This is a genomic window from Microbacterium abyssi (assembly GCF_015277895.1).
Lineage (GTDB): Bacteria > Actinomycetota > Actinomycetes > Actinomycetales > Microbacteriaceae > Microbacterium > Microbacterium abyssi.
Genome location: NZ_CP063815.1, coordinates 2,300,167 through 2,325,612, shown reverse-complemented (window position 1 = coordinate 2,325,612; position 25,446 = coordinate 2,300,167). Strand labels below are relative to the sequence as shown.

The following is a 25,446-nucleotide window of genomic DNA, read 5'->3' as shown; positions in this document are numbered from 1 at the left end:
CGACCTACTCGGCGCGGGGCGGTGAGGCCGGAGCTGCCGGAGTGATCGGGCGACGGTTGTTTCGTGAGATCGTCCGGATCGTGACGGCATTCGATGCAGCGAGCAGGATCATGGCCGCGGCCGTCCACCACACGCCGGGTTCCAGGACCCCGACCATAAGAAGAACCACGAGCGTCAGGGCGAACGTTCCCACGATTCCGAGCGCCCACCAGTAGTAAGCGGTGCTTCGTGTTCGTGCGTTCATCGGCTCAACGATTCCACCGGTCCCTCGAGGGTGCAAGGCCTTGAGCTCTACTCGGCGGCGTGACACGTGTCATGCGAACCAGGTGACACCGGACTCCGGATTCTGAAGCGGCGGACGGCCAGGCTGGAAGCATGAGCACAGCAGCGGACACACTTCGTCCCACGAAAACCACCGGCGCGGCATCCGACACCGCCGTCTCGATCGAGGGGCTGTACCGGCATTTCGGCTCGGGCGAGCGAACCGTGAAGGCCGTCGACGGGCTGGATCTCAGCATCCGCCGCGGCGAGGTCGTCGCGTTCCTCGGCCCGAACGGCGCCGGAAAGACGACCACACTCGACATGCTGCTCGGGCTCACCGATCCCAGCGACGGCACCGTCTCGGTCTTCGGCGAGAAGCCGGCCAAGGCCGCCAAGGCCGGAGTCATCGCCGCGGTGCTGCAGACCGGCGGGCTGCTCTCGGACCTCAGCGTACGCGAGACCGTAGAGGTGATCGCCTCCCTGCACGGACGCGAGGCGCTCGCGCGCGTACCCGACGTGCTCGCCGCCACAGACTTGACGGCGCTCGCCCGCCGCCGCATCGCGAAGTGTTCGGGCGGCGAGCAGCAGCGGGTCAAGTTCGCGCTCGCCCTCGTCGCTGATCCCGACATCCTCGTGCTCGACGAGCCGACCGCGGGCATGGACGTGAACGCCCGTCGCCACTTCTGGAACGTCATGCGCGCCGATGCGGATGCCGGACGCACCATCATCTTCGCCACCCACTACCTCGAAGAGGCTGAGCAGTTCGCCCGGCGCACGGTCGTGATGCACCGGGGCGTCATCGTGGCTGATGCGCCGACCGCGCAGCTGCGCGCGAACCTCGGCGGGCGCACCATCGCGGCGAACCTTCCCGCCGCGGGCGGAGAGGCGCTCGTACGCCAGCTGACGGAGATCGAAGGCGTCAGCGACGTGCGAGTGGATGCCGAGCGCGTGAGCCTGCGCGCCCTCGATTCGGATGCCGCGGCATCCGCTCTTCTGAACGCCGGCGCCCACGATCTGGAGATCGCGGCGCCCACCCTCGAAACCGCCTTCACGGCCCTGACGGAGAACTGATCATGAGCATGTCGATCTCACCCACGATGATGCGCGTCGAGGCGATGCGCCAGATCCGCAACCCCTACACGCTGGCTTTCACCCTCGGGATGCCGGTGGCGATGTACCTGCTGTTCGGCGCGAGCATGGGGTACGGCGACATCTCTGCGGGGCACGGCAACGTCAAGTACTACGTCATGGTGTCGATGGCCGCCTACGGCACCGCCGTCGCCATGAGCTCGATCACCTCGCTCGCGGCGACAGAGGCGAAACAGGGCTGGGGGCGGCAGCTCGCGATGACGCCGCTGGGCACGGCCGGATACGCCGTGACGAAGCTGCTCACCGCGGTCGCGTTTGCCGCCCTCGCGATGTTCGCGGTCTTCGCCGCCGGCTTCCTGACCGGAGCCGAGGCGACGGATGCCTGGCGCTGGTGGGCCTCGGCGGGGATAATCCTCGGCGTGGGCCTCATCTACGGCCTGTACGGACTCGGTGTCGGACTGTTCTTCAACTCCGACACGGCAGCTGCCCTGGCATCCATCTCGATGACCTTCTTCGCCTTCTTCGGAAACGTCTTCATGCCGCTTGACGGAGTCATGCTCGACATCGCCCGCTTCACGCCGCTGTACGGGTTCGTGTCGCTGAGCAGGTGGCCGCTCACCGACGGCGTGCTGACGACCGGGCAGACCGACTCGCTGTGGATGATCGCCCTGAACATCCTGGCGTGGCTGATCGTGTTCGGCATCCTCGTCGCGGCCGGCGTGAAGCGCTCGCGATCTCGTCGATAAAGTCGACAGCATGACGGATGACACGACGCGGGATGCGGCGGCGGCCTCTGCGGCCGGTGCCGCTCCCGCTGCGTGGGCGGCACCCGGCACTCGGCGGAGTCGCCGCCGCGGAGCGGGGTCGCCCTGGGAGCGGTACGGCTGGCTGATGGCCGTGATCTGGCTGGTGTTCCTCGCGTACCCGGTCATGGCGCTGATGCGATCCGAAGCTCCCCAGGGGTGGATCGTCACCGGCTGGACTGCCCTCGTCGTGTTCGTCGTGGTCTACGTCGCGGGATTCATGAACGGCATGAGCTTCGGCGGCGGCGGCCTCACCTCGCCGCCGAAACCGATTCAGTGGATGGCGTTCGGCGGGCTGATCGTGTGCGCCGCGCTGACCATTCCCGGGGTGGGAGGCAACGCCCTGACCTTCCTGCCGTTCATCATGTCGTTCGCGTCGTACGGGCTCACCCGCCCCGCGCACTGGCTCACCATGGTGGCGAGCATCGCGATCACGGCGGCCGTCGTGTTTCTCACGCCCGCCGGCGCGGCCTACCTGTCGGTGCTGGCGATCGTCGGGATGCTCGCTGTGGTCAATACCGTCTCGACAAGTCTCATCATCCGCTCGGCCGAGGCCGAGAAGCTGGGTCTGGAACTCGCCACGAGTGAAGGACGAGAGGCCGTCGCGCGCGACGTGCACGACCTGGTCGGGCACTCGCTGACGGTGGTGAGCCTGAAGGCGCAGCTCGTACGGCGGCTGATCGACAGCGACCCGGAACGTGCGAAGGCCGAGCTCGCCGACATCGAATCGCTCACCACCGAAGCGATCGCAGGCGTGCGGGCGACGGTGGCGGGGGTGCGCAGCGCCGCCCTTCTCGAGCAGCTGGCGTCGTGTCGCGATGCGCTGCAGGCGGCTGACGTGACCATGCATGTCGAAGGGGATGCCGCGGCGCTCTCTCCCGCGCAGTCGCTGGCGGCCAGCTGGATCCTCCGCGAGGCGACCACCAACGTGCTCCGGCACGCCCGCGCTCGCACCGTCACCGTGCGCATCGCGCCGGGAACGTTCACGGTCACCGATGACGGACGCGGCTTCACCGGCTCCGAGGGCAACGGTGTGCGCGGCATGCGCGAGCGGGCGACGACGGGCGGCGCGACGCTGACCGTCGTCGCTGGCGATGACGGCGGCACGAGCGTGGAGGTGACGTGGTGACGGATGCCGCGCAGATCCGCCTCGTCATCGTCGATGATCAGGCGATGCTCCGGGGCGCGATAGCGGCCCTGCTGGAACTCGAGGACGACCTGTCGGTGGTCGGCGTCGCCGGCGACGGTGACGAGGCCGTGCGGGTCGTCACGGAGAGCGCCCCGGACGTGTGCCTGATGGACATCCAGATGCCCGGCACGGACGGCATCGCCGCGACGCAGGCCGTGCGCGCAGCGAGCACCGGAACACGCGTGCTCATCGTGACGACGTTCGCGCGACCCGGTTATCTGCGGGCCGCTCTGGATGCCGGCGCCAGCGGCTTCGTCGTGAAGGATGCTCCGGCGGAGCAGCTCGCCGACGCCGTGCGGCGAGTGCACGCGGGGCTCAGAGTCGTGGATCCCGCTCTCGCCGAGGCGAGCCTGTTCGAGGGCGCGAATCCGCTCAGCGAGCGCGAGCGGCAGGTGCTGCGGCTCGCAGCAGACGGGCGCAGCGCCGCCGCGATCGCCTCGGAGGTGTTCCTCTCTGCCGGCACGGTGCGCAACAACCTGTCCGCCGCGATCGGCAAGGTGGGAGCTTCGAACAGGGCGCAGGCGGTGCGGATCGCCCAGGACAAGGGCTGGATCTGAGCAGTTCTCTGCGGAATGTCGGACCCCGCGCGTAGCTTTGATCGTGGTCGGGCGCCGACGCTCGCCAGGAGGAGTGCACGATGGACTGGAAGATCGAACTCATCTTCGTGCCGGTCACGGATGTCGACCGGGCGAAGGACTTCTACGTGAAGATCGGCTTCAACGCCGACCACGATCACGTGCCCTATGAGGGGCTGCGGTTCGTGCAGATGACCCCGCCAGGTTCAGCGTGCTCGATCGCGTTCGGAACGGGCATCGGCGGGGGTCTCGAACCGGGGCAGCAGGACTCGATCCAGGTCGTCGTGCCCGACGCGGATGCGGCGTTGGCGCAGTTGCGGGACGCGGGGGTCGACGCGAACGGCGTCGACGAGCAGGACTGGGGCCGGTTCGTCACGTTCGACGACCCCGACGGCAACACCTGGACGCTCCAGCAGCTGCCGGACTACAGCGCCGCCGGCTGACCCGCATCGTCTTTCATGCGCGGCGCGTCGGGAATACCGTTTCCCTGACGGGTGCTGTGCCCTGAGCACGTCGCGCCCGTCCGCGACGGCAGATGGGTGCGTGCATGGAAGGTCTGGAGATCACGGTTCTTCTGGGGCTGACGATCCTGGTGGGAACGATGCTGGCGCCAAGGGTGCGCCTCGCGCTGCCGCTGGTGCTCGTCGTCTTCGGTCTGCTCCTGGGATTCGTGCCGTCGCTGCGCGAGGTGCAACTGCCGCCCGAGACGGTGCTGCTGCTGTTCCTGCCGGTGATGCTGTTCTGGGAGAGCCTGACGACGTCGCTGCGCTCGATCCGGCGCGACTTCCGCTACATCCTGCCGATGAGCACGCTGCTCGTGGTCGCGTCGGCGTTCGCGGTGGCCGCGGTGGCGGTGCTGTTCGGGATGCCGTGGGAGATCGCCCTGATCCTCGGCGCCGCCGTCGCGCCGCCGGATGCCACTGCGGTCGCAGCCCTCGGCCGTCTGCTGCCGCGACGCAGCTTCATGAAGCTGAAGGCGGAGAGCCTCACGAACGACGGCACGGCACTCGTGCTGTACGCGATCGCCGTCTCGCTCGCCGTGGGCGGTCAGGTCACCCCGCTGATGGTCACCTGGACGGTCATCGTCTCGTACCTCGGGGGCATCGCGGTCGGCGTCGTCGTGGCAGCGGCCGCATGGCTGCTGCTGCGCCGGGTGCGGAGCACGATCGCGATCAACGTGACGATGCTGCTCGTGCCGTTCACGGCGTTCCTGGTCGCCGAGATGATCCACGCATCCGGCGTACTGGCCGTCGTCGTCGCCGGGCTCATCGCCGCCTACCTCGGCCCGCGGATCACCACGGCCGCCTCGCGCCGGCAGTCCGAGGCGGTGTGGCCGTTCGGGGTGTTCCTGCTCAACGGCGCGCTGTTCGTGCTCATCGGACTCGAGGTGCAGTGGGTGGTGCACCAGACCTCGCTGCGCATGATCGGATGGCTCACGCTCGCGACCATCGCGGTCTGGGTGACACTGCTCGTCGTGCGCTTCTTGTTCCAGCTGCTGGCGGTGCCGTTCCAGCGATTCGGAGCAGGGGCTGCGCATCCGCGCGGTCTGCGCACGCGGATGCAGATCGTCAGCACGGTGGCCGGCATGCGCGGAGCCGTGTCGCTCGCCATCGCGCTCTCGGTGCCGCTGGCGACCCCTGACGGCGCACGCCTCGACGGCCGCGACGACATCATCTTCGTCACCGCAGGTGTGATCCTGCTCAGCCTGCTCGTGCAGGGACCGCTGCTGCCCGTCGTCGCGCGCTGGGCGCGGTTCCCGGTCGACAACGGCGAGGATGAGGAGTTCGAGCTGGCCGAACGGGCGATCACCGGGGCGGCGATGGCTGCGCTCGACGCGCTGGCAGCCGAACATGGGATCAGCGACGAGGTGCGCGATCGCGCACGACGCGAGGGCTACGAGATGCTCGAGCTCGCGAACGCCAGGGCGCTGGCCAGGGAACGCGCGCTGATCGACGCCGAGGTGGGCGAGATGGAGGGTCTGCTCGATTCGCCCGACCCGCTCGTGGACGGTTCGGCGGAGATGAGCCCCACAACCGGCCTATCTGAGGGAGCCACGCTGCAGATGGTCGCGACCTCGGCCGACGTCGATCTCGCGCAGCGCTCACCGATCATCCGGCATGAGGAGTTCTCGCGGCTCAAGCTCGCGATGCTCGAGCACAAGCGCGAGGTGCTGCTCGGTCTGCGGCGTTCGGGAACCGTCGACGACCTCGTCGTGCGTCGCATCTCGGCGAACCTCGACCTCGAGCAGGTTCGCGTGCAGGGTATCGAGCAGCTCGACTGAGGCGTCAGCTGTTGCAGATGCGAGATGCTTTGCGTCGGTTGTGAGCGATCAGAACCGCCCGAAGGCATACAGCATTCCGCAGCGTAGGCACTCGAGCCGCGCGTCAGCTGTTCACGCGGATGATCTCCCGCTGATAGGGAGCGATGACGGCGGGGGAGATGCGCAGGTCGAGCAGCAGGAACGCCCGCTCGGCGACGGGCTGCGCTGACCAGGTGCGAAGCCGATCGAGATCCTCGAGCGTGCGCACCACCACGCCTTCTGCGTCGACTGCGGCGGCGAACGCCGCGAAGTCGACCTCGGGTATGCGCATCGGATCCTCGGCGAGCCCCTTGAGGCCGTACAGGTGGACCTCGGCGCCGTAGGCGGCGTCGTTCCAGACGACCGCGCACCCACGCCCTGCCGCAGCGCGAACAGCGGATTCGAGATCGGCGATCGCCATCAGCCCGCCGCCGTCGCCGCTCGTCAGCACGATCGTCGACTCGGGCCGCGCGCGGGCCGCCCCGACCACGCTCGGCCAGCCCTGACCGATCGCCTGGAAAGCGGTGCCGATCATCATCATGCGATCGGGGGATGCCACGGGCCAGTACATGTTCGCCCATCCGATGAAGTGCCCGCCGTCCGAGACGACGACGCGGTCCTCGGGCAGGAGCTCAGCGATGCGGCGTGCCGCTGAGCGCGGGTCGAGGCGGCCGTCCGGGGCGAGTTCGTCGCCGCCGTCGTACGCGCGCGCGGCGGCGACGTCGACGGTTTCCCGCCACGGTCTCCGCGCGTTGTTCCCGGCGGCGGCGGACGACGACTGGAGCCGCTCCACCAGCGCCTCCGCCACCACACGCGCGTCACCGCGCACGTACCCGCCGACGTGCGCGTGGGTCGCGGCCGGCGCGACGTCGACCTGGAACACCCGCGTGCCGGGCGCGAACAGCTCGCCGAAACGCATCGTGAACTGGTTCAGCGAGGCGCCGAACACGACGGCGACGTCGGCATCCCGCACGAGCTCCATGGCCCCCTCGGCGCCGAATCCGCCGGTCGCGCCGAGGTCGTACTCGGCGGCTGGGAAGACGCCTCGCCCGAGGGCGGTGGATGCCGTGAGCGCACCGGTCGCATCGGCCAGAGCCCCGAGCGCCGCACCGGCACCGGCGAGCCAGGCTCCGCGTCCGGCGAGCAGGAACGGCCGCTCTGCGTCACGCAGCGCGGCGGCGATGTCGTCGAGCATCCCTTCGGCGAACTCGCCCTTCGGCGCGAGCGCAGCCGGCACGCGGGGGGAGGGGGCAGCGGGCACAGGGCCGGCATCGATTGCGGCGACGTCATACGGAATGGCCAGCACGACGGGGACGCGGTAGGTGAGGGCGTGTTCGATCGCGATGATGGTGGTGGCCGCAGCATCCGTGCGCCCGACCGTGTACGTGCGGGCGCCGACCGCCGACGCCAGCGCGATCTGGTCGACGTCCCAGGGTCGCGGTCCCGAGGTCGGCTCATCTCCCACGACGAGCACCAGGGGGATTCGCGCCTGCACCGACTCCGCCAGCGCGGTCAGCGTGTTCGTGAATCCGGCGCCGTACGTGGCGGTGCCCGCGGCGATGCGCCCCGAAGCGCGATGGTGCGCATCGGCCGCGACCACGGCGCCCTGCTCGTGGCGGACGGCGGTGAACTCCGCAGACGTCTCGCGTTCGAGGGCGTCGAGGAAGTAGGCGTTCCCGTTGCCCATCACCCCGAACACGTGGTCGATGTGCTGGGCGAGGGTGATGGCGACGTGCGCGGAGACGGAGGGCATGGCAGAGCCTTTCGAGACGGTACGGTTGCGGATTCCGTATGTGTCTCGCTCGACGCGTCTGCGCGTCGGAGGCTTCGTGCCCTTTTTTCGAGCACCGGCAGTGCCGGACACGTCGATTCTAACCCTGGCGGCGAGGCGATCAGCCGCGCACCAGAGCCCGGAGCGTCTGGATCGTGTCGGCCTCGGCCGGCGTCTTGTCCTCGCGGTAGCGCTTGACCCGCGCGAAGCGCAGAGCGACGCCGCCGGGGTATCGCGGGGAGCGCTGGACGCCGTCGATGGCGATCTCCACGACCACCACCGGTCGCAGGAACACCGCCGCCGCCGTGCGGTGCGTCTCCAGCTCGGGGAACGTCTGCGTCTGCCAGCGCAGGACCTCATCGGTGAGGCCCTTGAACGTCTTGCCGACCATGACGTAACCACCGGGTTCGCCGAACTCGCCGTCGGGATCGCGCGCTCCGAGGTGCAGGTTGGAGAGCTGCCCGCGGCGGCGTCCGGACCCCCATTCCGCCGCGAGCACGACGAGGTCGTACGTGTAGACCGGCTTCACCTTGACCCATGACTTCCCGCGACGCCCGGCGGTGTACGGCGCATCGATCGATTTGACCATGACGCCCTCGTGCCCGGCATCCAGCGCCTCGCGGGAGAACCGCTCGGCCTCTTCCGCGTCGCCGGTGCGGATGCCGGGGACGCGCCAGTCGCCCACGATGCGCTGAAGCTCGGCCGACCGCACCGAGAGCGGCTCGTCGATCAGGTCGCGTCCGTCGGCGTGCAGGACGTCGAAGAACCACGGGCGCAGCACGAGTTCGCGCGAGACGTCGGCGCCGAAGCGCGACATCGTCTCCTGGAACGGCCGCGGACCGCCATCCTCATCGAGCGACAGCGTCTCGCCGTCGAGGATCAGATCGCCGCCGGGAAGCGCGCCGACGATCTCGACGATCTCCGGGACGCGGTGGGTGATGTCGGCCAGGCTGCGCGTGTACACCGAGACCGAATCGCCGCGCCGGTGCACCTGGATGCGCGCCCCGTCGAGCTTGTACTCCACGGATGCCTCTCCGGTCAGCTCGAGCGCAGCCGTGGGAGAGGGCGCGGTCGCCGCGAGCATCGGCATCACCGGGCGGCCCACCACCAAGCCGACCTCATCCAGCTGCTCCGCCGTGCCGGTCAGTGCCAGCACGGCCGTCTCGCCCAGGTCGCCCGAGAGCATCGCCGCCCGTCGCACGGCGGCCGGGGTGCGCTCGCTCGCACGCGCGATCGAATCGAGCAGCACGCCGGAGAGAGCGCCTGTGCGCAGCTCGCCGAGCATGGCGCCCGCGAGGAAGTGCCACTCGTCGGAGGTCGCCGCAGAAGCGAGGGCCGTCAGAAGGCCGTTGCGCGCGGAGTGCGAGCCGGATCCGGATGCCGCGGCGATCGCGCTCAGCGCCTCGTCCACATCGGCGATGCTGAGCGTCGCGGCATCCGCGTGCGTGACGTCCAAGGCGGCGATGCCGCGCCAGCCCACGCCGAGCCGTCCCTGTCGCGGAGAGGCCAGGAGCAGCCCGGTCAGCGGGACGAGCTCCTCGGGGTCTGCCCGCGTCAGCAGATCGGCGAGCGCGGCGATCTTGCCGAGTCGCGCTGACGTCGACCCGACGAGCTGAGACGCGGTGACGACCTCGGAGAGCCTCATCGCGTCATTCTCGCACCGAGCCGTGTTATTCGTGGAGGGCTCGTCGCGACTGATGATGCGCGTTGGTGCTTCGCTTCCGCCGAATCAGTTTCCTCAGCCCTTGACGCCGCTCGCGGCGATGCCCGCCACGAACACGCGCTGCGTGACGAGGAACACGAGCAGCGTCGGCAGTGAGGCGATGATCGCGCCGGCGAGGACGACGTTCTGATACTCGAAACTCATGGTGTACGACATCAACCGGTTCAGTGTCAGCACTACCGGGTACAGCGCTTCGGACTTCAGAATCGACAGTGGCCACAGGAAGTTGTTCCACGCGTAGACGAACATGAACACCGCGAGCGTGACGATCGCGGGCTTGAGCAGCGGCACGACGAACTGCCAGACGATCCGGAACTCTCCCGCGCCGTCCATCCGCGCCGCCTCGATCAACTCATCGGGGATGTCCTGGATGAACTGCCGCATGAGGAAGATCCCGAACGCGTTCGCCAACCACGGCAGCAGCACGCCGAGGTAGGTATCCGACAGTCCCATGCTGGAGACGAGGTAATACAGCGGCACGATCGTGACGATCGGGGGAAGGAACATCGTCGCGATGATGCCCCAGAACAGGAGATCGCGCCCCGGGAACCGGTGCTTTGCGAAGACGTAGCCGGCGAGGATGCTCGTCACCAGAACCGACACGGTCGCACCGCCGGCGATGAGGATGCTGTTGAGCATCGACTGGAAGAACGGCACGGCCGTCAGAGCCGTCGCAGTCGGCTCAAGGGTCGGTGCTGTCGGGAACCACGTCGGCGGGATCTGCGAGAACTCCGCCGGGGTCTTCAGCGCCGAGATGAGCAGCCAGTACAGCGGGAACAGCGGGATCAACGCGACGATCGCGAGCAAGGCGTACTGGACGACCCGTCCAGCGCGCTGTCGAGGGGTGGAGACGGCGCTCATCGCCTGCGTCCCTTCATGATGATCCCGAGAACGCCGCCCACGGCGACGATCATGAGGAAGAGCGACACGGCCAGGGCCGAGGATTCACCGGCCATGCCGTACTGGAACGCAGAGCGCTGGATCTCGAAGCCGACGACATTGGTGGAGTTGGCAGGTCCACCCTGCGTGAGCAGGTAGATCGGATCGAAGACCTGAATCGAATTGACGAAAGTCATCAGGACCACGAAGACCAGCGATGGGCGCAAAAGCGGGATCGTGATCGACCACGTCTGGCGGATGAGTCCTGCGCCGTCGATGCGCGCGGCTTCATAGAGTTCTTCGTTGATCTGAGTGAGACCGGCGATGAGGAGGATGACGTAATAGCCGAGCATCTGCCAGACGTTGAAGATGACCAGCGAGACGAGCGCCCACTGCGGGTCGCTCAGCCACCCGGGAGGTGTCAGCCCGATCGCCGTCACCATGGCGCTGAGAGGGCCGTACCCGGGCGAGTAGAGGTTGCCCCAGATGATGACAATCGCGATGGTCGGGATGACGTACGTCGCGAACAGCAGCGTCCGGACGAGGCCCTTCCCCTTCAGCTTCGGGAAGTACAGCAGAAGGGCGATCAGCAGCGCCAGGGGGACGGTGATCAGCACCGACAGTGCGACGTAGACGCCCGTGTTCGCGATGGCCTGCATGCGGGCGCTGTCGCCGAGCAACCGTGAGTAGTTGTCGAGACCGACGAAGGTCATGTCGGTGATCGACGTGAACATCGACCACTTGTTGAAGCTGATCCACACGGTCATCAGCATCGGGATGACCGTGAACACGCCGATCACGATCAGGGCAGGGCTCAGGAACAGCGCCGACCATTTCGCGGTCTTGCTGCGTCGACGGCGTTTTGGCGGAGCAGTGGCGCCTGGGGGAGTGCGCACGGGCACAGCGGTCGTCACGGGTGATGCCTTTCAGACGGGAGAGGCGGGACTCCGGAGAGAGCCCCGCCTCAGTGTCGTTGTTACTGGGCTGCCGACAGGGCGGCGTCGACGTCGCGCGCGGCGTTCTGCATCGCCGTCTTGGCGTCGACCTGACCGTTCAGCAAAGCTTCAAGCTGCACCTGCAGCGCGTCGGTCGCGGCGGGACCACCGAGCACCGTCGGGAACGGGGTCGCCGCGTCGAGCGCCGAGACGTACGTCGACAGGAACGGCGTCCCGAGTGTCTCGGCGTGCGCCTCGATATCGGAGCTGCGCGTGGGCATGATGCCCATCGAGATGAGGATGTCTCCCATGGCGGAGGACCCATTCTCGCCGGAGTCCGGACCGTTCAGGTAGCTCAGGAACTTCCAGGCCGCGTCCTGCTTCGCCTCGTCTGCCTTGCTGTTGACGATCGTCATCCACGAGTACGAGATCGAACTGGGCTCGGTCCCGCTGGGGCCGACCGGGATCGGCGCCGTTGCCACATCGGAGAACGAATCTCCCATGGCATCCTTGAGCGAGCTCTCCCACCAGTTGGCCATGATGATCATGCCGGTCTTGGAGTTGACAAAGTTGTCGAGGTACGGCCCCGTGGTATTCGCGTTCGCCGTCGACTTCGATGGGTCCGTCGAGCCGGCCTTCACCAGCGTCTCGTAGAGCTCTGCCGTCTCGATCGCCTCGTCGCTGGTCAGATTCGATGCTGTGCCGTCCTCGTTGAGGAACGTGCCGCCGTTCGAGGCGAGGAGCGACAGGAACGGGTGCACGGCGCCGCTGTTCCAGCCGGTGATGAAGCCGATGCCCTGCTGGTCGCCGGTCGTGAGCTTCGCGGCGTCCTGGACGAGCGCATCCCAGTCGGCGGGCGGTTCGGCGACACCGGCGGCCTCAAACAGTGCGGTGTTGTAGTTGAGGGCGTACAGGTCGATCTCGTTCGGCACGCCGTACAGATCGCCTCCGTTGCTGGCCGCCGTGACCACGCCTTCCGGCCAGTTTGCGGTGACGTCGTCGACGACGTCGGATGGTGCCTGCGCTGCGAGGCCGTCGCGCACGAGTTCGGGAAGCCAGGCGTCGTACGCGCCGACGATCGTCGGACCGTTCGCCGAGGTGCCCTGGGTGCGCAGAGTCGAGAGCAGGTTGCCGAACGGCACAGACTGGACCTTGAGCGTGATCTCCGGGTTCTTTGCGGTGAACGCTTCGCCGGCGGCCTCGAGCATCGCGACCTGGTCGGGGCCCCAGTGTGTGAGGAACGTGATCTCCTGCGCGCCGTCATCACCGGATCCGGTGTCGGAGCTGCCGGCGCAGCCGGAGAGGGTCAGAGCGGCGACGATGCCGAGGCCAGTCGCCGTGAGGATGGTCTTCTTCATGGCTTTCCTTCTTGTCGGGTTATCGGGTGTTGCAGAGGGAACGGTGGATCACGGTCCTGCGAGGGCGAACTTCTCGGTTCCTGCGGTTTTGAACGCCGCGGCGCGCTGGGCACCGACCAGGCACCCCTTCACCTGCATGAGGGCCGAGTAGTAGTCGATGAAGCGGAAGCCGTAGGTCTCACCACGTGCGAAGGCGTGCTCCTGGATGCCGGTTCGCCAGCGCTCGTAAGCCTCGTCGGGGATCTCGAAGAACGTGTCGGCTTCGAAACCCTCCATGTCCTCCCAGTTCTCGGCGTAGAGAATCGTGGGAACGGAGTGGCGTTCTGCGTCGATCTCCTCGATCGGGACGGATGCCAAGAACGCACCGCGCTCTGCGGCCTGTGCGGCGCGCTCGTGGTCGCGGTGCATGGAGTGCAGCCAGTGTGTGATGAGGATATCGGGCTTCGCTTCACGGATCACGGTGGCGATCTGCTCGGCCACGGCCTCGTCGTCGGGCAGGAAGCCGTCGGAGTAGTCGAGGGTGATGAGTTCTGCGCCGATCGCATCGGCGAAGAACCGCGCCTCGTGGAGTTTCTGTTCGCGGTAGACGCTTGGGGTGATCGTGGGATGCCCGCGCTCACCGTAGGTGCAGTCGATGATGATCGCACGGCCGCCTTCGAGCACGACCTTGGCGAGGGTGGGGCCGGCGGTCAGCTCCATGTCGCCGATGTGACCACCGATCGCGATGACGGTCTTAGACATTGTCGATCTCTCCGATCTCTGCTCGCAGGATGTCGAAAGTGCGGGTGGCGGCGAAACCGGTCTTGGCGTAGAGCGCCGAAGCCGTCGATCCCTCATCGGCCCAGAGGAACCATGCGCTGTGCGCCCCGAGAGCCGACATGCGCTCGAGGGTGAGATGCAGCAGAGCCTTCCCGAGACCGGTTCCGCGGCTCTCGGGAAGAACCCCGAACGGGCCGAACCGCTCGATGACCGATTCGTACGTGCCGTGCATGGCCCACCCGAGCACCTCGCCGCTGGGGTTTCGTGCGATGATGATCCGCTCGGTGGGCATGCCGCCGACGACTCCTTCGCGGATCGCGCGCGCCCAGTCGGAGTTGAATGATTCGCCGGCTATGCGGATGAGCGGGACGAGGTCGTCGTCGTCGGGCGTGCCCAGGTACCAGCCCGCCGCGCGGAGAGCGTTGATGCGCTCACGCACCTCTGTAGGCATCGCGTAGCCGATCAGCGACATGTCCATCGCGCTCGGGCGGTCAATGCGGCTGAAGCCGATCGAAGCCAGCAGCGCCGATGCTTCGGGGTAGCGCACAGCGTCGAGACCGGGGAGGTAGTAGTTCGGAGTGTAGGCCGAGAAGACGACCTCGCGCGCGCCGTTCTCGCGCAACCAGGTGATGGCCAGGGACAGAAGATGGCGGCCGAGGCCCGCGCGCCGGTGTGCTGGTACGACGAAGAAGAACGGGATCCATCCGGTGGCGGGTTCGAGATCGTCGCGATCGTGGGCGACGCGGCGCCGGACGGCGTATGCTGCTCCGACGACCGCCCCCTGGTCCTCTGCGATGAACATTCCCGCGGAATCGAAGTTCCGATCCAGGAGGATCAGGTCACGAAATCGCTTCGCTGTGATCGGATCGCGCGGGGCTGACCGCGTCCATGCGTCGGCGACCGCCTCACCATCACCCGGTCGGAAGCTTCGCACCGTCACGGTGCTCGGGAACTGCGTCAACGTCATCGTCCTCTCGCTGGGAATGAGCCCAGTATGGCAACAATGTTCAATTCTGTCGACACAAATGGAGATCATTTACATCACGGAAACATGACGATCTGGAACTTGAGCCGGGAAGGTCAGTCGCGCAGCATGCGGGTGGCCTCGCGAGTGCGGTGCAGCGCGTCCATCGTCTCTGAGAAGCGTCGTTTCGCGACGCCGACGAACAGGCAGTCCACGAGCGTAAGTTGCGCGATGCGGCTGACCATGGCACCGGCTCGGAAGGTCGATTCGCGCACGACGGTGAACAGCGCGTGGTCGGCAGCCAATGCGAGCGGTGATCCCTTAGCCGATGTCATGGCGACGGTCGCAGCGCCGCTCGCCCCAGCCGTCTTCAGGAATCGGACGGTCTCGACAGTCGTTCCGGAGTGTGAGAAGCCGATGGCAACGGTGCGGCCCGTGTTCAGCACGGTGGACGCGATCGCCTCGTGGGGATCGGTGATCACATGGGCGTTCCGGCCCACGCGCAGGAGCTTGTGGGCGAGGTCCTCCGCGATGAACTGGCTCGCGCCGATGCCGTACAGCAGGATGCGATCGGCCGCGTCGATGTCGCTGATGGCGGCGTCGAGCACCGTGAAGTCGAGATTCCCGACGGTCTCCTCGATGGCGAGAAGCTCGAGGGCGGCGAGCTTGGAGACCGCCGCTCTCAGCGTGTCGTCGTCGGAGATCTCTGAACCGAAGGCTCCTCGTGCGGAGAACTGGGCAGACTCCTTGCCGAGTTCCGTGGCGAGCGCCATGCGCAGCGGCGCGTAACCGCTGAATCCGATCGCACGGCAGAAGCGCACCACGGATGCGACGGATGTGCTGCATCTCTCGGCGAGCTCGTTGATCGTGAGATCGATCACCGTGGACGGGTTCTCCCGCACTACGGTCGCGATGCGCGCGAGCGAAGGGGGAAGCGTCGAGGCTGCTGCCTCGATCGTCGACTGGATGCTCATCCGCGCTCCTTCGGGTCGGAATACAGTATGTCGGGTCGCCGCATCACTTGATGGTAAATTCTTTTCAGCGACTCTATCTTGCATGTAGTCTCTTTTCGCAGCGCGTCCGCGCCGCGTCGCCGATCACGGAGTGGAGAAGAGATGTCACCCCACGTGGCCGTCGCCGCCGTCGACCTCGGCAAGTCCCGTTGTCGTCTCTCGGTGATGGGGCCGGACGGCCGTCAGACATACGCAGGTGCCGGTGCCCCGGGCCTCGCCACCGCAACCGGCGTGGACACGGCGCTGGCGGTGATCGTGCCGTTGCTCCAGGATGCCGGTCGGATCGATGAGCTCGGCGTCGGCGCCGCGGGTGCTTGGAATGCGCCTCAGGCGGCGCTCGAACTCGCACACCGGCTCGCGGAGGAGACCGGAGCCCGCGTCACCGTCGCATCCGACGTAGTCACCGCACACGCCGGCGCACTCGAGGGTGCTCGTGGAACGCTGTTGATCGCGGGAACGGGCGCCGTGGCCCTCGGAACCGACGATGACGGCGTGCGCCTAGTCGACGGCTGGGGGCCGGACCTCGGCGATCTCGGGAGCGGCTCGTGGATCGGCAGAGAGGGCGTCCGTGCGGCTCTGCGGTTCCGCGATGGACTCGGGGAGCAGACGATGCTCACCGAAGCGATTCGTGCACACATCGCACCCGCATCGGATGCCATCAGCTGGCTCGCCGGCGACATCCCCGTGGCACGGCTGCTCGCGACCGCAGCTCCCTTGGTGCTCGATGCCGCCGCTGCGGGTGACGCCGTGGCCACCCGGGTGGCCAGCGAGGCGGTTCGGCTGCTCACGGCGACCGCGGTCGCGGCATCCGGCGCCTCCGATGTCGTGATCCACGGCGGCCTCACCGACCATGCTTGGTTCCGCGCCGAGCTGGAACGCTCTCTGACCGCCGCCGGGCGCGCGACAGCGCCCGCCGCCGGCGATGCCCTCGACGGCGCCGCGCTCCTCGCGCGTCGCACCGACATGCCTCACGAAAGGTTCGTCCACCGTGCCTGAGAACACCGTGCCTGATACATCCGCCGATGGCTCCTCCCGCCTCGCCGAGCTGCTCGGCGTGCTGTCGCAGCTCGACACCGAGGCGGCGACGACCGAGCGCGGCGATCTCGATCTGCTCGGCACCGTCGAGCTCGTCCGGCGCATGAACGCCGAGGACCGTCTGGTTCCCGTGGCGGTCGCCGAGCGCGCCGACGACATCGGGCGGGCCGTCGACGGGATCACCGAGCGCTTCCGTCGCGGCGGCCGGCTCATCTACATCGGCGCCGGCACTGCCGGCCGCATCGGCGTTCTCGACGCCAGCGAATGCCCTCCCACCTTCGGCACGGATCCCTCGATGGTCGTCGGGATCATCGCCGGCGGCGAGACTGCGATCCGCGCGGCCGTCGAGAATGCGGAGGACGACGCGGATGCTGCGGAGGCCTCGCTGCGCGAGCTCGCACTCACCGAACGCGACACCGTCGTCGGCATCTCCGCATCGGGCCGCACGCCGTACGTCGTCGGTGCGCTGCGGTATGCGCGGGGGATGGGCGCGCTCACCGTCGCGATCGCCTCGAATCGCGGCTCCGACATCGGTGCGGCCGCCGAGATCCCGATCGAGATCGTGACGGGCCCCGAGTTCATCTCGGGCTCGACGCGGCTGAAGTCCGGCACCGCGCAGAAGCTCGTGGTCAACATGCTCACGACGCTGTCGATGATCAAACTGGGCAAGACCTACCGCGGCGTGATGGTCGATCTGCTGGCAACGAACGAGAAGCTGCACGCCCGGTCGATCCGGACGGTGACCGAGATCGCCGGCGTCGGCGTCGGCGAGGCGTCAGACGCCCTGCGCGCCGCGGACGGCTCCGTCAAGCTCGCACTGCTGACGCTCGCGACCGGTGCGGATGTCGAGAGCGCGAGGGGCGCCCTGGCCGAGGCCGACGGCATCCTGCGCGAGGCGATCACCGCGCTCAGCTGATCCGGATCTCGAACCCGTCGCCGGCCGGCGCGATCACGATCTGCGTGAGGTCGTCGACGTGATGCGCGGGTCCGAATGCGGGCGCGTGGGGTCCGACGCCGATCACCTTCATTCCGGCGTCGAGTCCTGCGCGGATGCCGGCACCGGAGTCCTCGAAGACGACGCAGTCGGCGGGATCGATGCCGAGGGTGGATGCCGCGAGCAGGAAGCCCTCCGGATGGGGCTTGCTGTTCGTCACGCGCTCGGCCGTCACGGCGAGCTCGGGGACGGTGAGGGCGGCCGCTCCCATCCGGGCGGTCATCAGCGCGACGTCCGCCGAGGTGACGATCGAGTGCGGGAATCCCCGGAGTGCGCGCAGCAGCTCGGCGGCGCCGGCGATCGCCACCACACCGTCCGTATCGGCGCTCTCGCGGGCGAGCATCTCCTGGTTCTCGACGAGGTTGATCGCGCGGTCGCGCTCGGGCAGCAGGATCTCCATGCTCTGCCAGCCCTGGCGCCCGTGCACGGTTCTCAGCACGGTGTCGCGGTCGAGACCGTGGGGTTCGGCCCATTCCAGCCAGAGGCGCTCGACGACGGCGGTCGAGTCGACGAGGGTGCCGTCCATGTCGAGGAGCGCGGCGCGGGCGGTGATGACTGTCGGCATGGATCCAGGCTAGCCCGGGCGGCCTGATGGTTCGTCCGACGCCTCCGCGCCCCGTACGCTGGAGGCATCCCCCGATGTTCCACCCGGCAACCTGCGCGCCGGAAGATCTTCGGCGCGCGCTCACACATGCAAGGACGCAGATGAACGACTTCGCGGCACACCGTGACGACTGGATGGTCAGAGAAGAGCTCGCCGAGCGGATGGTTCCGCTGGTCGGCGCACTCCGCAGGGATCATGAGGTGGTCACGTCGCTGCACGGGCACCGGCTGCTCGGCCTGTCGACCACGGGCATCATCGAGCTGCACGAGCGGATCGCGCAGCTCGGCCACGAGGAGCTCGCGCTGGAGGACACCCTCGCCGTGCTCGAGTCGCTGCGAGAGCTCGCGCCCGGTGCATCCTCGATCGACGTGGCGCGCCTCGTCGCCGAGCGGACCGACTCCGATGTGCCGCTCGACGAGTACCTGCGCGGGATCCTCGCTCCGGCGATGGGCGCGACGCCGGCGGAGGCGACCGATGTCGTGCTGTACGGCTTCGGCCGCATCGGGCGTCTGCTCGCCCGCATCCTCATCGCGCACACCAGCGGCGGAAGCGGCTTGCGCCTGCGCGCCATCGTCGTGCGCCGCGGTTCGGAGAACGACCTCATCAAGCGCGCATCGCTGCTGATGCGCGACTCCGTGCACGGTCGCTTCGCGGGCTCGGTCACGGTGGACGAGGAAGCCGAGCAGATCATCGCCAACGGCACGCGCATCCAGGTGATCTACTCGAACGATCCGGCATCCGTCGACTACGCCTCCTACGGCATCGACGACGCGATCGTCGTCGACAACACCGGGCGCTGGCGCGATGAAGCAGGTCTCAGCCGCCACCTCGAGGCCAAGGGGGTCGCACGCGTGCTGCTCACCGCGCCGGGCAAGGGGATGCTGAAGAACATCGTGCACGGCATCAACGACGCAACGATCACCGCCGAGGACCGCATCCTGTCTGCGGCGTCCTGCACGACCAACGCGATCACGCCGGTGCTGAAGGCTGTCGACGAGGCGTACGGGATCGTGCGGGGCCACGTCGAGACGGTGCACTCGTTCACGAACGACCAGAACCTCATCGACAACTTCCACTCCGGCGACCGACGCGGACGCTCGGCGGTGCTGAACATGGTCATCACCGAGACAGGGGCCGCCAAGGCGGTGGCGCGCGCCCTGCCCGAGCTCGAGGGAAAGCTCACCGGCTCCGCGATCCGCGTTCCCACCCCCGATGTCTCGCTCGCGGTGCTGCATCTGACGCTGGAGAACCCGGCCGACAGGGGCGAGCTCAACGACTACCTGCGCCGAGTGTCGCTGCACTCGAAGCTGCGTCAGCAGATCGACTATGTCGAATCCCCCGAGGTCGTATCCACCGACTTCGTCGGCTCGCATCGCGCCGGCATCGTCGACGGGCTGGCGACGATCGCGAACGACCGCGACGTGGTGCTTTACGTCTGGTACGACAACGAGTACGGGTACTCCTGCCAGGTCATCCGCGTGCTCGAGGTCATGGCCGGGTCGCACCCCGTCGTGCTACCGCGGCGCCGTGAGGTCACGCTGCGGGCGTGAGCGGCGCGAGCCGGAGCGGCGTCGCGCACGGTACTCGTGCGGTATCAGTTCGGTCGGTTACGCGCGCTCAGAACTGACCGAACTGATACCGCCTGGACGGACGAATCAGCCGTTCAGGCGATCGACGATGTCGGCATCCACATCGCCCGTGATCGCGACGTACTCGCCGTTCACGACGAGCGTCGGGGTGCCTGCTCCGCCGCTCTGCGGATCCGTCGGAAGCTGCTGCGCCTGGTCGACGGCGAACTGCCGGTAGGTTCCGTCCGCGATGCAATCCGCGGCGTCGGAGGCGCCGACGTCGGCGGCGAGGGCGGACAGCTCGTCGTCGGTGAGCCCGGCGCCGCTCGGCTTCATCGCGAACAGCTGGGTGAAGAACGAGTGCGCTGCGTCAGGTGCCGCGTCGGCGACGCAGTACAGCGCGCCTCCCGATCGCTCCGAGAACTCAGTGCCGGATGCCGCATTGAGGCCCGCGAGCGCCACGGGCTGGAGACGCAGGGTGATCGCCCCGTCATCGACGAGATCCTGGATGCCGGGACCATAGACGTCCTCGAAATCCTGGCAATGCGGGCAGTAGAAGTCGAACCAGATCTCGACCTCGTCCGGGCCGTCGCCGATCAGGATGGCTCCGGTCTGCTCCTCCACGATGCTCCCGCCGGGCGCCGCAGAATCCGCGCCCTGTTGCTGGTTGAGCCAGACGACCAGGACGCCCACCGCGACCAGCGCGATCACCACGCCGATCGAGATCCAGATCGCGAACCAGTTCGTCTTCCGCGCTTGCGCAGCCATCGTCATCCGTTCTCGTCGTCCACGACACCGTTCGCCTCGACCCTACCGGCCGCCGCGGCGCGTCATGCCAGATGCATCCTGTCGGTTAGGAGGCGCTCAGAACCGGCGAAATCCATCCAGCGTGAGCGGAGGCGCTCAGCGGTGTGCGGACGAGCCCGCTCCGACCACCCCACCGCGCGATGTCGGCGGCGGCGGGCAGGATGGGCACATGGAACCGCACGCGCTGCGCGCCGAGCGCCTCCGCTCACATCGGCTGACAGCTCCGGCGAGGTCTGTGGCGGATGCCGCGCGTCACCTGCTCGCCGTCCAGGCGCAGGAGTTCTGGGCCGGCCGGTGGGCACTCGCCGCTCGAACCTCGACGGCGCCGACGCTGCGCGCGGTGGACAGGCTCTTCAACCGCGGCGTGCTCATCCGCGCGTGGACGCAGCGCGGCACCCTGCACATCCTCCCGGCCGAGGATCTCGCCTGGGTGCTCGCTGTCACGGGGGAGCGGCAGTTGCGGATGGCCGCGCCGCGGTACCGCGAGCTCGGTCTCGGGCCAGAAGAGCTCCTGACGGTGGAGCGTGTGCTGACTGGTGCCCTGCGCGGCGGCAACGCGATGACGCGCGCACAGCTGTTCGCCGTGCTCGCGAATGCCGGCATCGACCCGACCGGGCAGCGCGGGCTGCACGCCGTGCAGAACCTCGCGCTGCGCGGAATCGTCTGCCAGGGGCCGGTCGTCCCCAGGCCCGAGGGCGCGTCGCGCGAGCAGCTGTTCGTCCTCGCCCAGGAGCACATCGGCGCCTCCGCCGCCCCGGCCGCTCCGGCCGCCGAGATGTTCGCGCGCTACATCGTCGGACACGGTCCCGCGACCGCCGAGGACTTCGCCTGGTGGGCCGGCATCACGCTCGGAACCGCGCGCGCCGCGGCATCCGTCCCCGACGAACGCATCCACGAGGTCGACGAGGGCGTGTTCGCCGCCCGCACGCGCCCGCGGCGCAGCCCGCGCGCGGCATCCGTCATCGCACTCGGCCCGTTCGAGGAGTACTACATCTCGTACCAGGACCGCAGCGTCGCCTGCCCGCCGGAGCATCTGGCAGCCGTGGGGCCGGGCAAGAACGGCATGGTACGCCCGATCATCGTCTCAGGCGGCGTAGTGGTCGGCACGTGGCGGCACTCCACCGCGATCGGGCGGCACGCCGACGATCCGGTGCCCGAGCTGCTCACGCCAGGGGCGGCGTCGGACGAAGACGTCGCCGCCGCGCTCGACCGCTACGCCGCGTTCATCACCGGGTGAGGGGTCGGCGCCTCACTCCTCGCGCGCGTGCCGGTCGAGGAACGCATACACCTCGCTGTCGTCGACGCCGGGGAACGCGCCGCGGGGAAGCGGCGAGAACATGTGCGTGTGCACGCGCGCGCTCGGCCACGAGCGACCCGCCCACTGCCCGGCGAGCTCCGGCGCGGGGCGCCGGCAGCACGCCTCATCAGGGCATGCCGACACAGCGCGATCAGGGGTCTCCCGTCCGCGCCACCAGCGCGCGTCGTCGAACGGCACCCCGACCGTGACCGAGTACTCGCCGTCGCTGCCCGATCCGGTCTGCGTCGCGCACCAGAACGTGCCCGACGGCGTATCGGTGTACTGGTAGCGCTCGGTCGTGCGGTTCTGCTGCGTGAACGCCGCCCGCGCCTGGAATTTGCGGCACACCGGCTGGCCCTCCACCGCGCCGGTGACATCCATCGGCAGCGGCAGGTCGTCGTTCTCGTACACGCGCGTGATGGCGCCGGTCTCGTCCACGCGCAGGAAGTGCAGCTTCATTCCGAGGTGCTCGGTCATGAGATTGGTCATGCGCATGCCGGCCGCCTCGTGCGTCACGCCGAACGCGTCGCGGAAGTCCTCCACGGCGAGGTTGCGGTCCTTCTTCGCCTGTTGCAGGAACGCGACTCCTGCCGTCTCGGGTATCAGGCACGCCGCGGCGAAGTAGTTGATCTCAAGCCGCTGCTGCAGGAAGTCCGCGTAGTCGGTCGGCGGCGTGTGACCGAGCAGGCGGTGCGCCATCGCCTGCAGCGCCATCGATCGCAGACCGTGACCACCGGGGATGGATGCCGGCGGCAGATAGATCCTGCTGTTCTCCAGATCCGTTACCGAGCGCGTGGAGTGCGGCAGGTCGTTCACATAGATCAGCTCGAAGCCGAGCTTCTGCGCCATGATGATCACCGTGCGGTGCGTGAGGGCGCCTGAGACGTGCCCGGCGGCCTTGAGCTGTTTCTCGGCGAGCTTCTCGATGTCGCCGATGTAGTTGTTCTGCGCACGCATGCGCAGCCGCAGCTCGGTGTTCGCGCGGCGCGCCTCTTCCGGGGTGGCGATGGCCTCGCGCTCGCGTCGCTGCAGTTCGCGATGCAGCCCGAGGATCGCCTCGATCGTCTCATCGGGCATGCTCTTCGACACCCGCACGGGAATGATGCCGAGCTGCCGGAACACCGGACTCGCCTGTGCCGTCTCGAGTTCGATCTCGAGGGCCGCGCGTCGGTTCGGCGGCTCGCCCGAGATGAGGTCGGCGACCTCGGTGCCGGTGGCGGTGGCGATCGCCTGCAGCAGCGAGAGCTTGGGCTCGCGTTTGCCGTTCTCGATGAGGCTGAGCTGCGAACCGGCGACGCCGACCCTCGCCCCGAGCTCGTCGAGAGTGAAGCCCTGGGCCACCCGATGGTGGCGGATGCGATGACCGAGAGTCGTCAGGTGGATGCCGGAGCTGCTCATTCCTTGAGCATAGCGAAAGAAACTCACTTCTTTAGAGCGAAACCGGCCGAAAGCGCGGCAGTTGATTGCCCAGAATGGATGCAGACACCGATCTCTTCGATCTTCAAGGAGCAGTCATGGCTATGGTCGAGACCTTCACCCCTCGCGTTCCCGCCGTCAGCGCAGTGCGAGCCTTGGGCGCGGCTCCGAAGTACGACACCGCTGCGATGGCTGAACTCAAGGCCTGGGTGGAGGAGATCCGCGAGCTCACGCAGCCCTCCGACGTGCACTGGGTCGACGGCTCGGCCGCTGAGAACGACGCCCTGCTGCGCGGTCTCGTCGACGAGGGCAAGCTCATCAAGCTGAACCCCGAGTGGCGGCCCGGCTCGTACCTCGCACGCTCGCACCCGAGCGATGTCGCTCGCACCGAGGCACGCACGTTCATCGCCTCCGAGCAGGAGAAGGATGCCGGCCCGACGAACAACTGGGCCGACCCGGCCGACATGCGCGCGAAGATGACAGAGATCTTCGAGGGCTCGATGCGCGGGCGCACGATGTACGTCGTGCCGTTCTCGATGGGCGCCGTGGGCGGACCGCTCTCGCACATCGGCGTGCAGATCACCGACAGCGCCTACGCCGTGGCATCCATCGGCATCATGACCCGCGTCGGCGACGCGGTCACCCGTCAGATCGCCGAGGGCGCGCCCTGGGTCAAGACCGTCCACTCCGTCGGTGCTCCTCTCGCACCGGGTGCGCAGGACGTCGAGTGGCCCTGCAACGACGACAAGTACATCGTGCACTTTCCCGACTCCCTCGAGGTCTACTCGTACGGATCGGGCTACGGCGGCAACGCCATCCTCGCCAAGAAGTGCTTCGCCCTGCGCATCGCCTCGGTGATCGCCCGCGACGAGGGCTGGCTCGCCGAGCACATGCTGCTCATCCGCGTCGTCGACCCCAAGGGCAAGGCGTACCACGTGGCCGCCGCGTTCCCCTCGGCGTGCGGCAAGACGAACCTCGCGATGCTCCGCCCGACGATCCCCGGCTGGAAGGTCGAGACCCTCGGCGACGACATCGCCTGGATCCGGCCCGGTGAGGACGGCCGCATGTGGGCCATCAATCCGGAGGCGGGCTTCTTCGGAGTCGCACCCGGCACCGGAGAGGCGACCAACGTCACCGCGATCGAGACCCTCTGGGGGAACACGATCTTCACGAACGTCGCGCTCCGCCCCGACGGCGACGTGTGGTGGGAGGGCCTCACCGACACCCCGCCGGCGAACCTGATCGACTGGGAGGGCAACGACTGGACGCCCGACTCGGGTCGCCCCGCCGCGCATCCGAACTCGCGCTTCACCGTCGCCGCAGCGCAGTGCCCGCAGATCTCGGAGGACTGGGAAGAGGCCGTCCCGCTCGACGTCATCCTGTTCGGCGGACGCCGGGCCAGCAACGTCCCGCTCGTGGTCGAGGCCACCGACTGGACGCATGGCGTCTTCCTCGGCTCGACGATCTCGTCGGAGCGCACCGCCGCCGCCGAGGGAACCGTCGGCGAACTGCGCCGCGACCCGTTCGCGATGCTGCCCTTCTGCGGCTACAACATGGGCGACTACTTCGCCCACTGGCTCAAGGTCGGCCGGGAGCTGCGCTTCGACCGCGCCCCGCGGATCTTCCAGGTCAACTGGTTCCGCCGCGGCTCGGATGGGCGCTTCCTGTGGCCGGGCTTCGGCGACAACGCGCGTGTGATCGACTGGATCATCCGTCGCATCAGCGGCGAGGTCGCCGCCGTCGACAGCCCCATCGGCCGGCTGCCGCTCATCGAAGATCTGAACCTCGACGGCATCGATGTCCCCGAGGAGGACCTCGAGGAGCTCTTCGCCGTCGACCCCGCCGCATGGGCGAAGGAGGCCGAGTCGACCGAGGCGTTCTACGACACGTTCGGCGACACCCTACCGGCGGCGCTGCGCACCGAGCTCGCCTCGCTGCGCTACCGGCTCACGCAGGCGCAGTAAGCGCCGCGCAACAGACCCGCGGCGGCGGGATGGCAGGGACAGACCCATGGCTGAGTGGTCCCGCCATCCTGCCGCCGCGAGATGACCGGGCCTGTCCCGTTCTGCTGACGTTTCGGGGGAATCAGTCTGCGGATCGGGACAGC

Annotated in this window: 23 protein-coding genes; 11 read left to right on the top strand and 12 right to left on the bottom strand. The window is 68.3% G+C overall.

Annotated elements, in window-relative coordinates; genetic code table 11:
* Positions 1 to 4: 4 nt before the first annotated feature.
* Positions 5 to 244 carry a hypothetical protein gene (locus IM776_RS11335; RefSeq protein WP_194420153.1) on the bottom strand — a complete coding sequence of 80 codons (240 nt, stop codon included), beginning with the start codon at positions 242 to 244 and terminating at the stop codon, positions 5 to 7.
* 131 nt (positions 245 to 375) lie between these two features.
* Here IM776_RS11335 and IM776_RS11330 point away from each other — a divergent pair, with 131 nt between their 5' ends.
* The 6 genes from IM776_RS11330 to IM776_RS11305 all read left to right on the top strand — a co-directional run bounded on the left by IM776_RS11330 (position 376) and on the right by IM776_RS11305 (position 6,198).
* Positions 376 to 1,332, top strand: a complete 957-nt coding sequence (locus IM776_RS11330; protein ID WP_194420151.1) for an ABC transporter ATP-binding protein — start codon at positions 376 to 378, stop codon at positions 1,330 to 1,332.
* 2 nt (positions 1,333 to 1,334) lie between these two features.
* Positions 1,335 to 2,096, top strand: coding sequence for an ABC transporter permease (locus IM776_RS11325; RefSeq protein WP_228479734.1), 762 nt, complete (start codon positions 1,335 to 1,337; stop codon positions 2,094 to 2,096).
* 10 nt (positions 2,097 to 2,106) lie between these two features.
* Positions 2,107 to 3,282, top strand: coding sequence for a sensor histidine kinase (locus IM776_RS11320; RefSeq protein ID WP_194420150.1), 1,176 nt, complete (start codon positions 2,107 to 2,109; stop codon positions 3,280 to 3,282).
* Complete coding sequence (locus IM776_RS11315; RefSeq protein ID WP_422730915.1) at positions 3,279 to 3,899, top strand: response regulator; 621 nt, start codon at positions 3,279 to 3,281, stop codon at positions 3,897 to 3,899. The genes IM776_RS11320 and IM776_RS11315 overlap by 4 nt, the downstream gene beginning before the upstream one ends.
* 80 nt (positions 3,900 to 3,979) lie before the next feature.
* Positions 3,980 to 4,360, top strand: coding sequence for a VOC family protein (locus IM776_RS11310; protein ID WP_194420148.1), 381 nt, complete (start codon positions 3,980 to 3,982; stop codon positions 4,358 to 4,360).
* A 104-nt stretch (positions 4,361 to 4,464) separates the two neighbouring features.
* Positions 4,465 to 6,198, top strand: a complete 1,734-nt coding sequence (locus IM776_RS11305; RefSeq protein ID WP_194420143.1) for a Na+/H+ antiporter — start codon at positions 4,465 to 4,467, stop codon at positions 6,196 to 6,198.
* 103 nt (positions 6,199 to 6,301) lie between these two features.
* Here IM776_RS11305 and IM776_RS11300 read toward each other — a convergent pair whose 3' ends face one another.
* The 8 genes from IM776_RS11300 to IM776_RS11265 all read right to left on the bottom strand — a co-directional run bounded on the left by IM776_RS11300 (position 6,302) and on the right by IM776_RS11265 (position 15,579).
* The gene (locus IM776_RS11300; protein WP_194420141.1) at positions 6,302 to 7,969 is read right to left on the bottom strand and encodes a thiamine pyrophosphate-binding protein; all 1,668 of its coding nucleotides are present in this window, start codon (positions 7,967 to 7,969) and stop codon (positions 6,302 to 6,304) included.
* Positions 7,970 to 8,108: 139 nt separating this feature from the next.
* Positions 8,109 to 9,632 (bottom strand): ATP-dependent DNA ligase, encoded by a 1,524-nt coding sequence (locus IM776_RS11295; protein ID WP_194420140.1) that lies wholly within the window; start codon positions 9,630 to 9,632, stop codon positions 8,109 to 8,111.
* A gap of 93 nt (positions 9,633 to 9,725) precedes the next feature.
* Positions 9,726 to 10,571, bottom strand: a complete 846-nt coding sequence (locus IM776_RS11290; RefSeq protein ID WP_194420138.1) for a carbohydrate ABC transporter permease — start codon at positions 10,569 to 10,571, stop codon at positions 9,726 to 9,728.
* A complete protein-coding gene (locus tag IM776_RS11285) occupies positions 10,568 to 11,503 on the bottom strand; it encodes a carbohydrate ABC transporter permease (protein ID WP_194420136.1) in 936 nt (311 codons plus the stop codon). Before IM776_RS11285 ends, IM776_RS11290 begins: the two co-directional genes overlap by 4 nt.
* Before the next feature lie 62 nt (positions 11,504 to 11,565).
* The gene (locus tag IM776_RS11280; RefSeq protein ID WP_194420134.1) at positions 11,566 to 12,882 is read right to left on the bottom strand and encodes an ABC transporter substrate-binding protein; all 1,317 of its coding nucleotides are present in this window, start codon (positions 12,880 to 12,882) and stop codon (positions 11,566 to 11,568) included.
* A 48-nt stretch (positions 12,883 to 12,930) separates the two neighbouring features.
* On the bottom strand, positions 12,931 to 13,623 hold the full coding sequence (locus IM776_RS11275) for a PIG-L deacetylase family protein (RefSeq protein WP_194420132.1): 693 nt from the start codon (positions 13,621 to 13,623) through the stop codon (positions 12,931 to 12,933).
* On the bottom strand, positions 13,616 to 14,608 hold the full coding sequence (locus IM776_RS11270; protein ID WP_194420129.1) for a GNAT family N-acetyltransferase: 993 nt from the start codon (positions 14,606 to 14,608) through the stop codon (positions 13,616 to 13,618). Before IM776_RS11270 ends, IM776_RS11275 begins: the two co-directional genes overlap by 8 nt.
* Before the next feature lie 113 nt (positions 14,609 to 14,721).
* Positions 14,722 to 15,579, bottom strand: a complete 858-nt coding sequence (locus IM776_RS11265) for a MurR/RpiR family transcriptional regulator (RefSeq protein WP_194420128.1) — start codon at positions 15,577 to 15,579, stop codon at positions 14,722 to 14,724.
* 141 nt (positions 15,580 to 15,720) lie between these two features.
* Between IM776_RS11265 and IM776_RS11260 the strand changes: the two genes are divergently transcribed.
* Together IM776_RS11260 and murQ are read left to right on the top strand one after the other, a co-directional pair.
* Positions 15,721 to 16,614, top strand: a complete 894-nt coding sequence (locus IM776_RS11260; protein ID WP_194420127.1) for an N-acetylglucosamine kinase — start codon at positions 15,721 to 15,723, stop codon at positions 16,612 to 16,614.
* Complete coding sequence (gene murQ / locus IM776_RS11255) at positions 16,607 to 17,569, top strand: N-acetylmuramic acid 6-phosphate etherase (protein ID WP_228479733.1); 963 nt, start codon at positions 16,607 to 16,609, stop codon at positions 17,567 to 17,569. The genes IM776_RS11260 and murQ overlap by 8 nt, the downstream gene beginning before the upstream one ends.
* Here the strand turns inward: murQ and IM776_RS11250 are convergent.
* Complete coding sequence (locus IM776_RS11250; RefSeq protein WP_194420125.1) at positions 17,562 to 18,212, bottom strand: HAD-IA family hydrolase; 651 nt, start codon at positions 18,210 to 18,212, stop codon at positions 17,562 to 17,564. The genes murQ and IM776_RS11250 overlap by 8 nt on opposite strands.
* Positions 18,213 to 18,352: 140 nt before the next feature.
* On the opposite strand from IM776_RS11250, the gene IM776_RS11245 reads away from it, so the two are divergent.
* Positions 18,353 to 19,801: a glyceraldehyde-3-phosphate dehydrogenase gene (locus IM776_RS11245; RefSeq protein WP_194420124.1), complete on the top strand. Its 1,449-nt coding sequence runs from the start codon at positions 18,353 to 18,355 to the stop codon at positions 19,799 to 19,801.
* A gap of 105 nt (positions 19,802 to 19,906) precedes the next feature.
* On the opposite strand, the gene IM776_RS11240 is transcribed toward IM776_RS11245, so the two are convergent.
* Positions 19,907 to 20,587 carry a DsbA family protein gene (locus IM776_RS11240; protein WP_194420123.1) on the bottom strand — a complete coding sequence of 227 codons (681 nt, stop codon included), beginning with the start codon at positions 20,585 to 20,587 and terminating at the stop codon, positions 19,907 to 19,909.
* A gap of 208 nt (positions 20,588 to 20,795) precedes the next feature.
* Here IM776_RS11240 and IM776_RS11235 point away from each other — a divergent pair, with 208 nt between their 5' ends.
* Positions 20,796 to 21,863, top strand: coding sequence for a winged helix DNA-binding domain-containing protein (locus IM776_RS11235; RefSeq protein ID WP_194420122.1), 1,068 nt, complete (start codon positions 20,796 to 20,798; stop codon positions 21,861 to 21,863).
* Between the two features lie 12 nt (positions 21,864 to 21,875).
* Here the strand turns inward: IM776_RS11235 and IM776_RS11230 are convergent, their stop codons facing one another.
* The gene (locus IM776_RS11230) at positions 21,876 to 23,321 is read right to left on the bottom strand and encodes an XRE family transcriptional regulator (RefSeq protein ID WP_194420121.1); all 1,446 of its coding nucleotides are present in this window, start codon (positions 23,319 to 23,321) and stop codon (positions 21,876 to 21,878) included.
* Positions 23,322 to 23,437: 116 nt separating this feature from the next.
* Between IM776_RS11230 and IM776_RS11225 the strand changes: the two genes are divergently transcribed.
* On the top strand, positions 23,438 to 25,303 hold the full coding sequence (locus IM776_RS11225) for a phosphoenolpyruvate carboxykinase (GTP) (protein ID WP_194420120.1): 1,866 nt from the start codon (positions 23,438 to 23,440) through the stop codon (positions 25,301 to 25,303).
* Positions 25,304 to 25,446: the final 143 nt, after the last annotated feature.

Bases quoted from the DNA above. Each gene is read 5' to 3' on its own strand.
- IM776_RS11335 (WP_194420153.1), bottom strand. From the start codon at position 244: ATGAACGCACGAACACGAAGCACCGCTTACTACTGGTGGGCGCTCGGA.
- IM776_RS11330 (WP_194420151.1), top strand. From the start codon at position 376: ATGAGCACAGCAGCGGACACACTTCGTCCCACGAAAACCACCGGCGCG.
- IM776_RS11325 (WP_228479734.1), top strand. From the start codon at position 1,335: ATGAGCATGTCGATCTCACCCACGATGATGCGCGTCGAGGCGATGCGC.
- IM776_RS11320 (WP_194420150.1), top strand. From the start codon at position 2,107: ATGACGGATGACACGACGCGGGATGCGGCGGCGGCCTCTGCGGCCGGT.
- IM776_RS11310 (WP_194420148.1), top strand. From the start codon at position 3,980: ATGGACTGGAAGATCGAACTCATCTTCGTGCCGGTCACGGATGTCGAC.
- IM776_RS11305 (WP_194420143.1), top strand. From the start codon at position 4,465: ATGGAAGGTCTGGAGATCACGGTTCTTCTGGGGCTGACGATCCTGGTG.
- IM776_RS11300 (WP_194420141.1), bottom strand. From the start codon at position 7,969: ATGCCCTCCGTCTCCGCGCACGTCGCCATCACCCTCGCCCAGCACATC.
- IM776_RS11295 (WP_194420140.1), bottom strand. From the start codon at position 9,632: ATGAGGCTCTCCGAGGTCGTCACCGCGTCTCAGCTCGTCGGGTCGACG.
- IM776_RS11290 (WP_194420138.1), bottom strand. From the start codon at position 10,571: ATGAGCGCCGTCTCCACCCCTCGACAGCGCGCTGGACGGGTCGTCCAG.
- IM776_RS11280 (WP_194420134.1), bottom strand. From the start codon at position 12,882: ATGAAGAAGACCATCCTCACGGCGACTGGCCTCGGCATCGTCGCCGCT.
- IM776_RS11275 (WP_194420132.1), bottom strand. From the start codon at position 13,623: ATGTCTAAGACCGTCATCGCGATCGGTGGTCACATCGGCGACATGGAG.
- IM776_RS11270 (WP_194420129.1), bottom strand. From the start codon at position 14,608: ATGACGTTGACGCAGTTCCCGAGCACCGTGACGGTGCGAAGCTTCCGA.
- IM776_RS11265 (WP_194420128.1), bottom strand. From the start codon at position 15,579: ATGAGCATCCAGTCGACGATCGAGGCAGCAGCCTCGACGCTTCCCCCT.
- IM776_RS11260 (WP_194420127.1), top strand. From the start codon at position 15,721: ATGTCACCCCACGTGGCCGTCGCCGCCGTCGACCTCGGCAAGTCCCGT.
- IM776_RS11250 (WP_194420125.1), bottom strand. From the start codon at position 18,212: ATGCCGACAGTCATCACCGCCCGCGCCGCGCTCCTCGACATGGACGGC.
- IM776_RS11245 (WP_194420124.1), top strand. From the start codon at position 18,353: ATGAACGACTTCGCGGCACACCGTGACGACTGGATGGTCAGAGAAGAG.
- IM776_RS11240 (WP_194420123.1), bottom strand. From the start codon at position 20,587: ATGGCTGCGCAAGCGCGGAAGACGAACTGGTTCGCGATCTGGATCTCG.
- IM776_RS11235 (WP_194420122.1), top strand. From the start codon at position 20,796: ATGGAACCGCACGCGCTGCGCGCCGAGCGCCTCCGCTCACATCGGCTG.
- IM776_RS11230 (WP_194420121.1), bottom strand. From the start codon at position 23,321: ATGAGCAGCTCCGGCATCCACCTGACGACTCTCGGTCATCGCATCCGC.
- IM776_RS11225 (WP_194420120.1), top strand. From the start codon at position 23,438: ATGGCTATGGTCGAGACCTTCACCCCTCGCGTTCCCGCCGTCAGCGCA.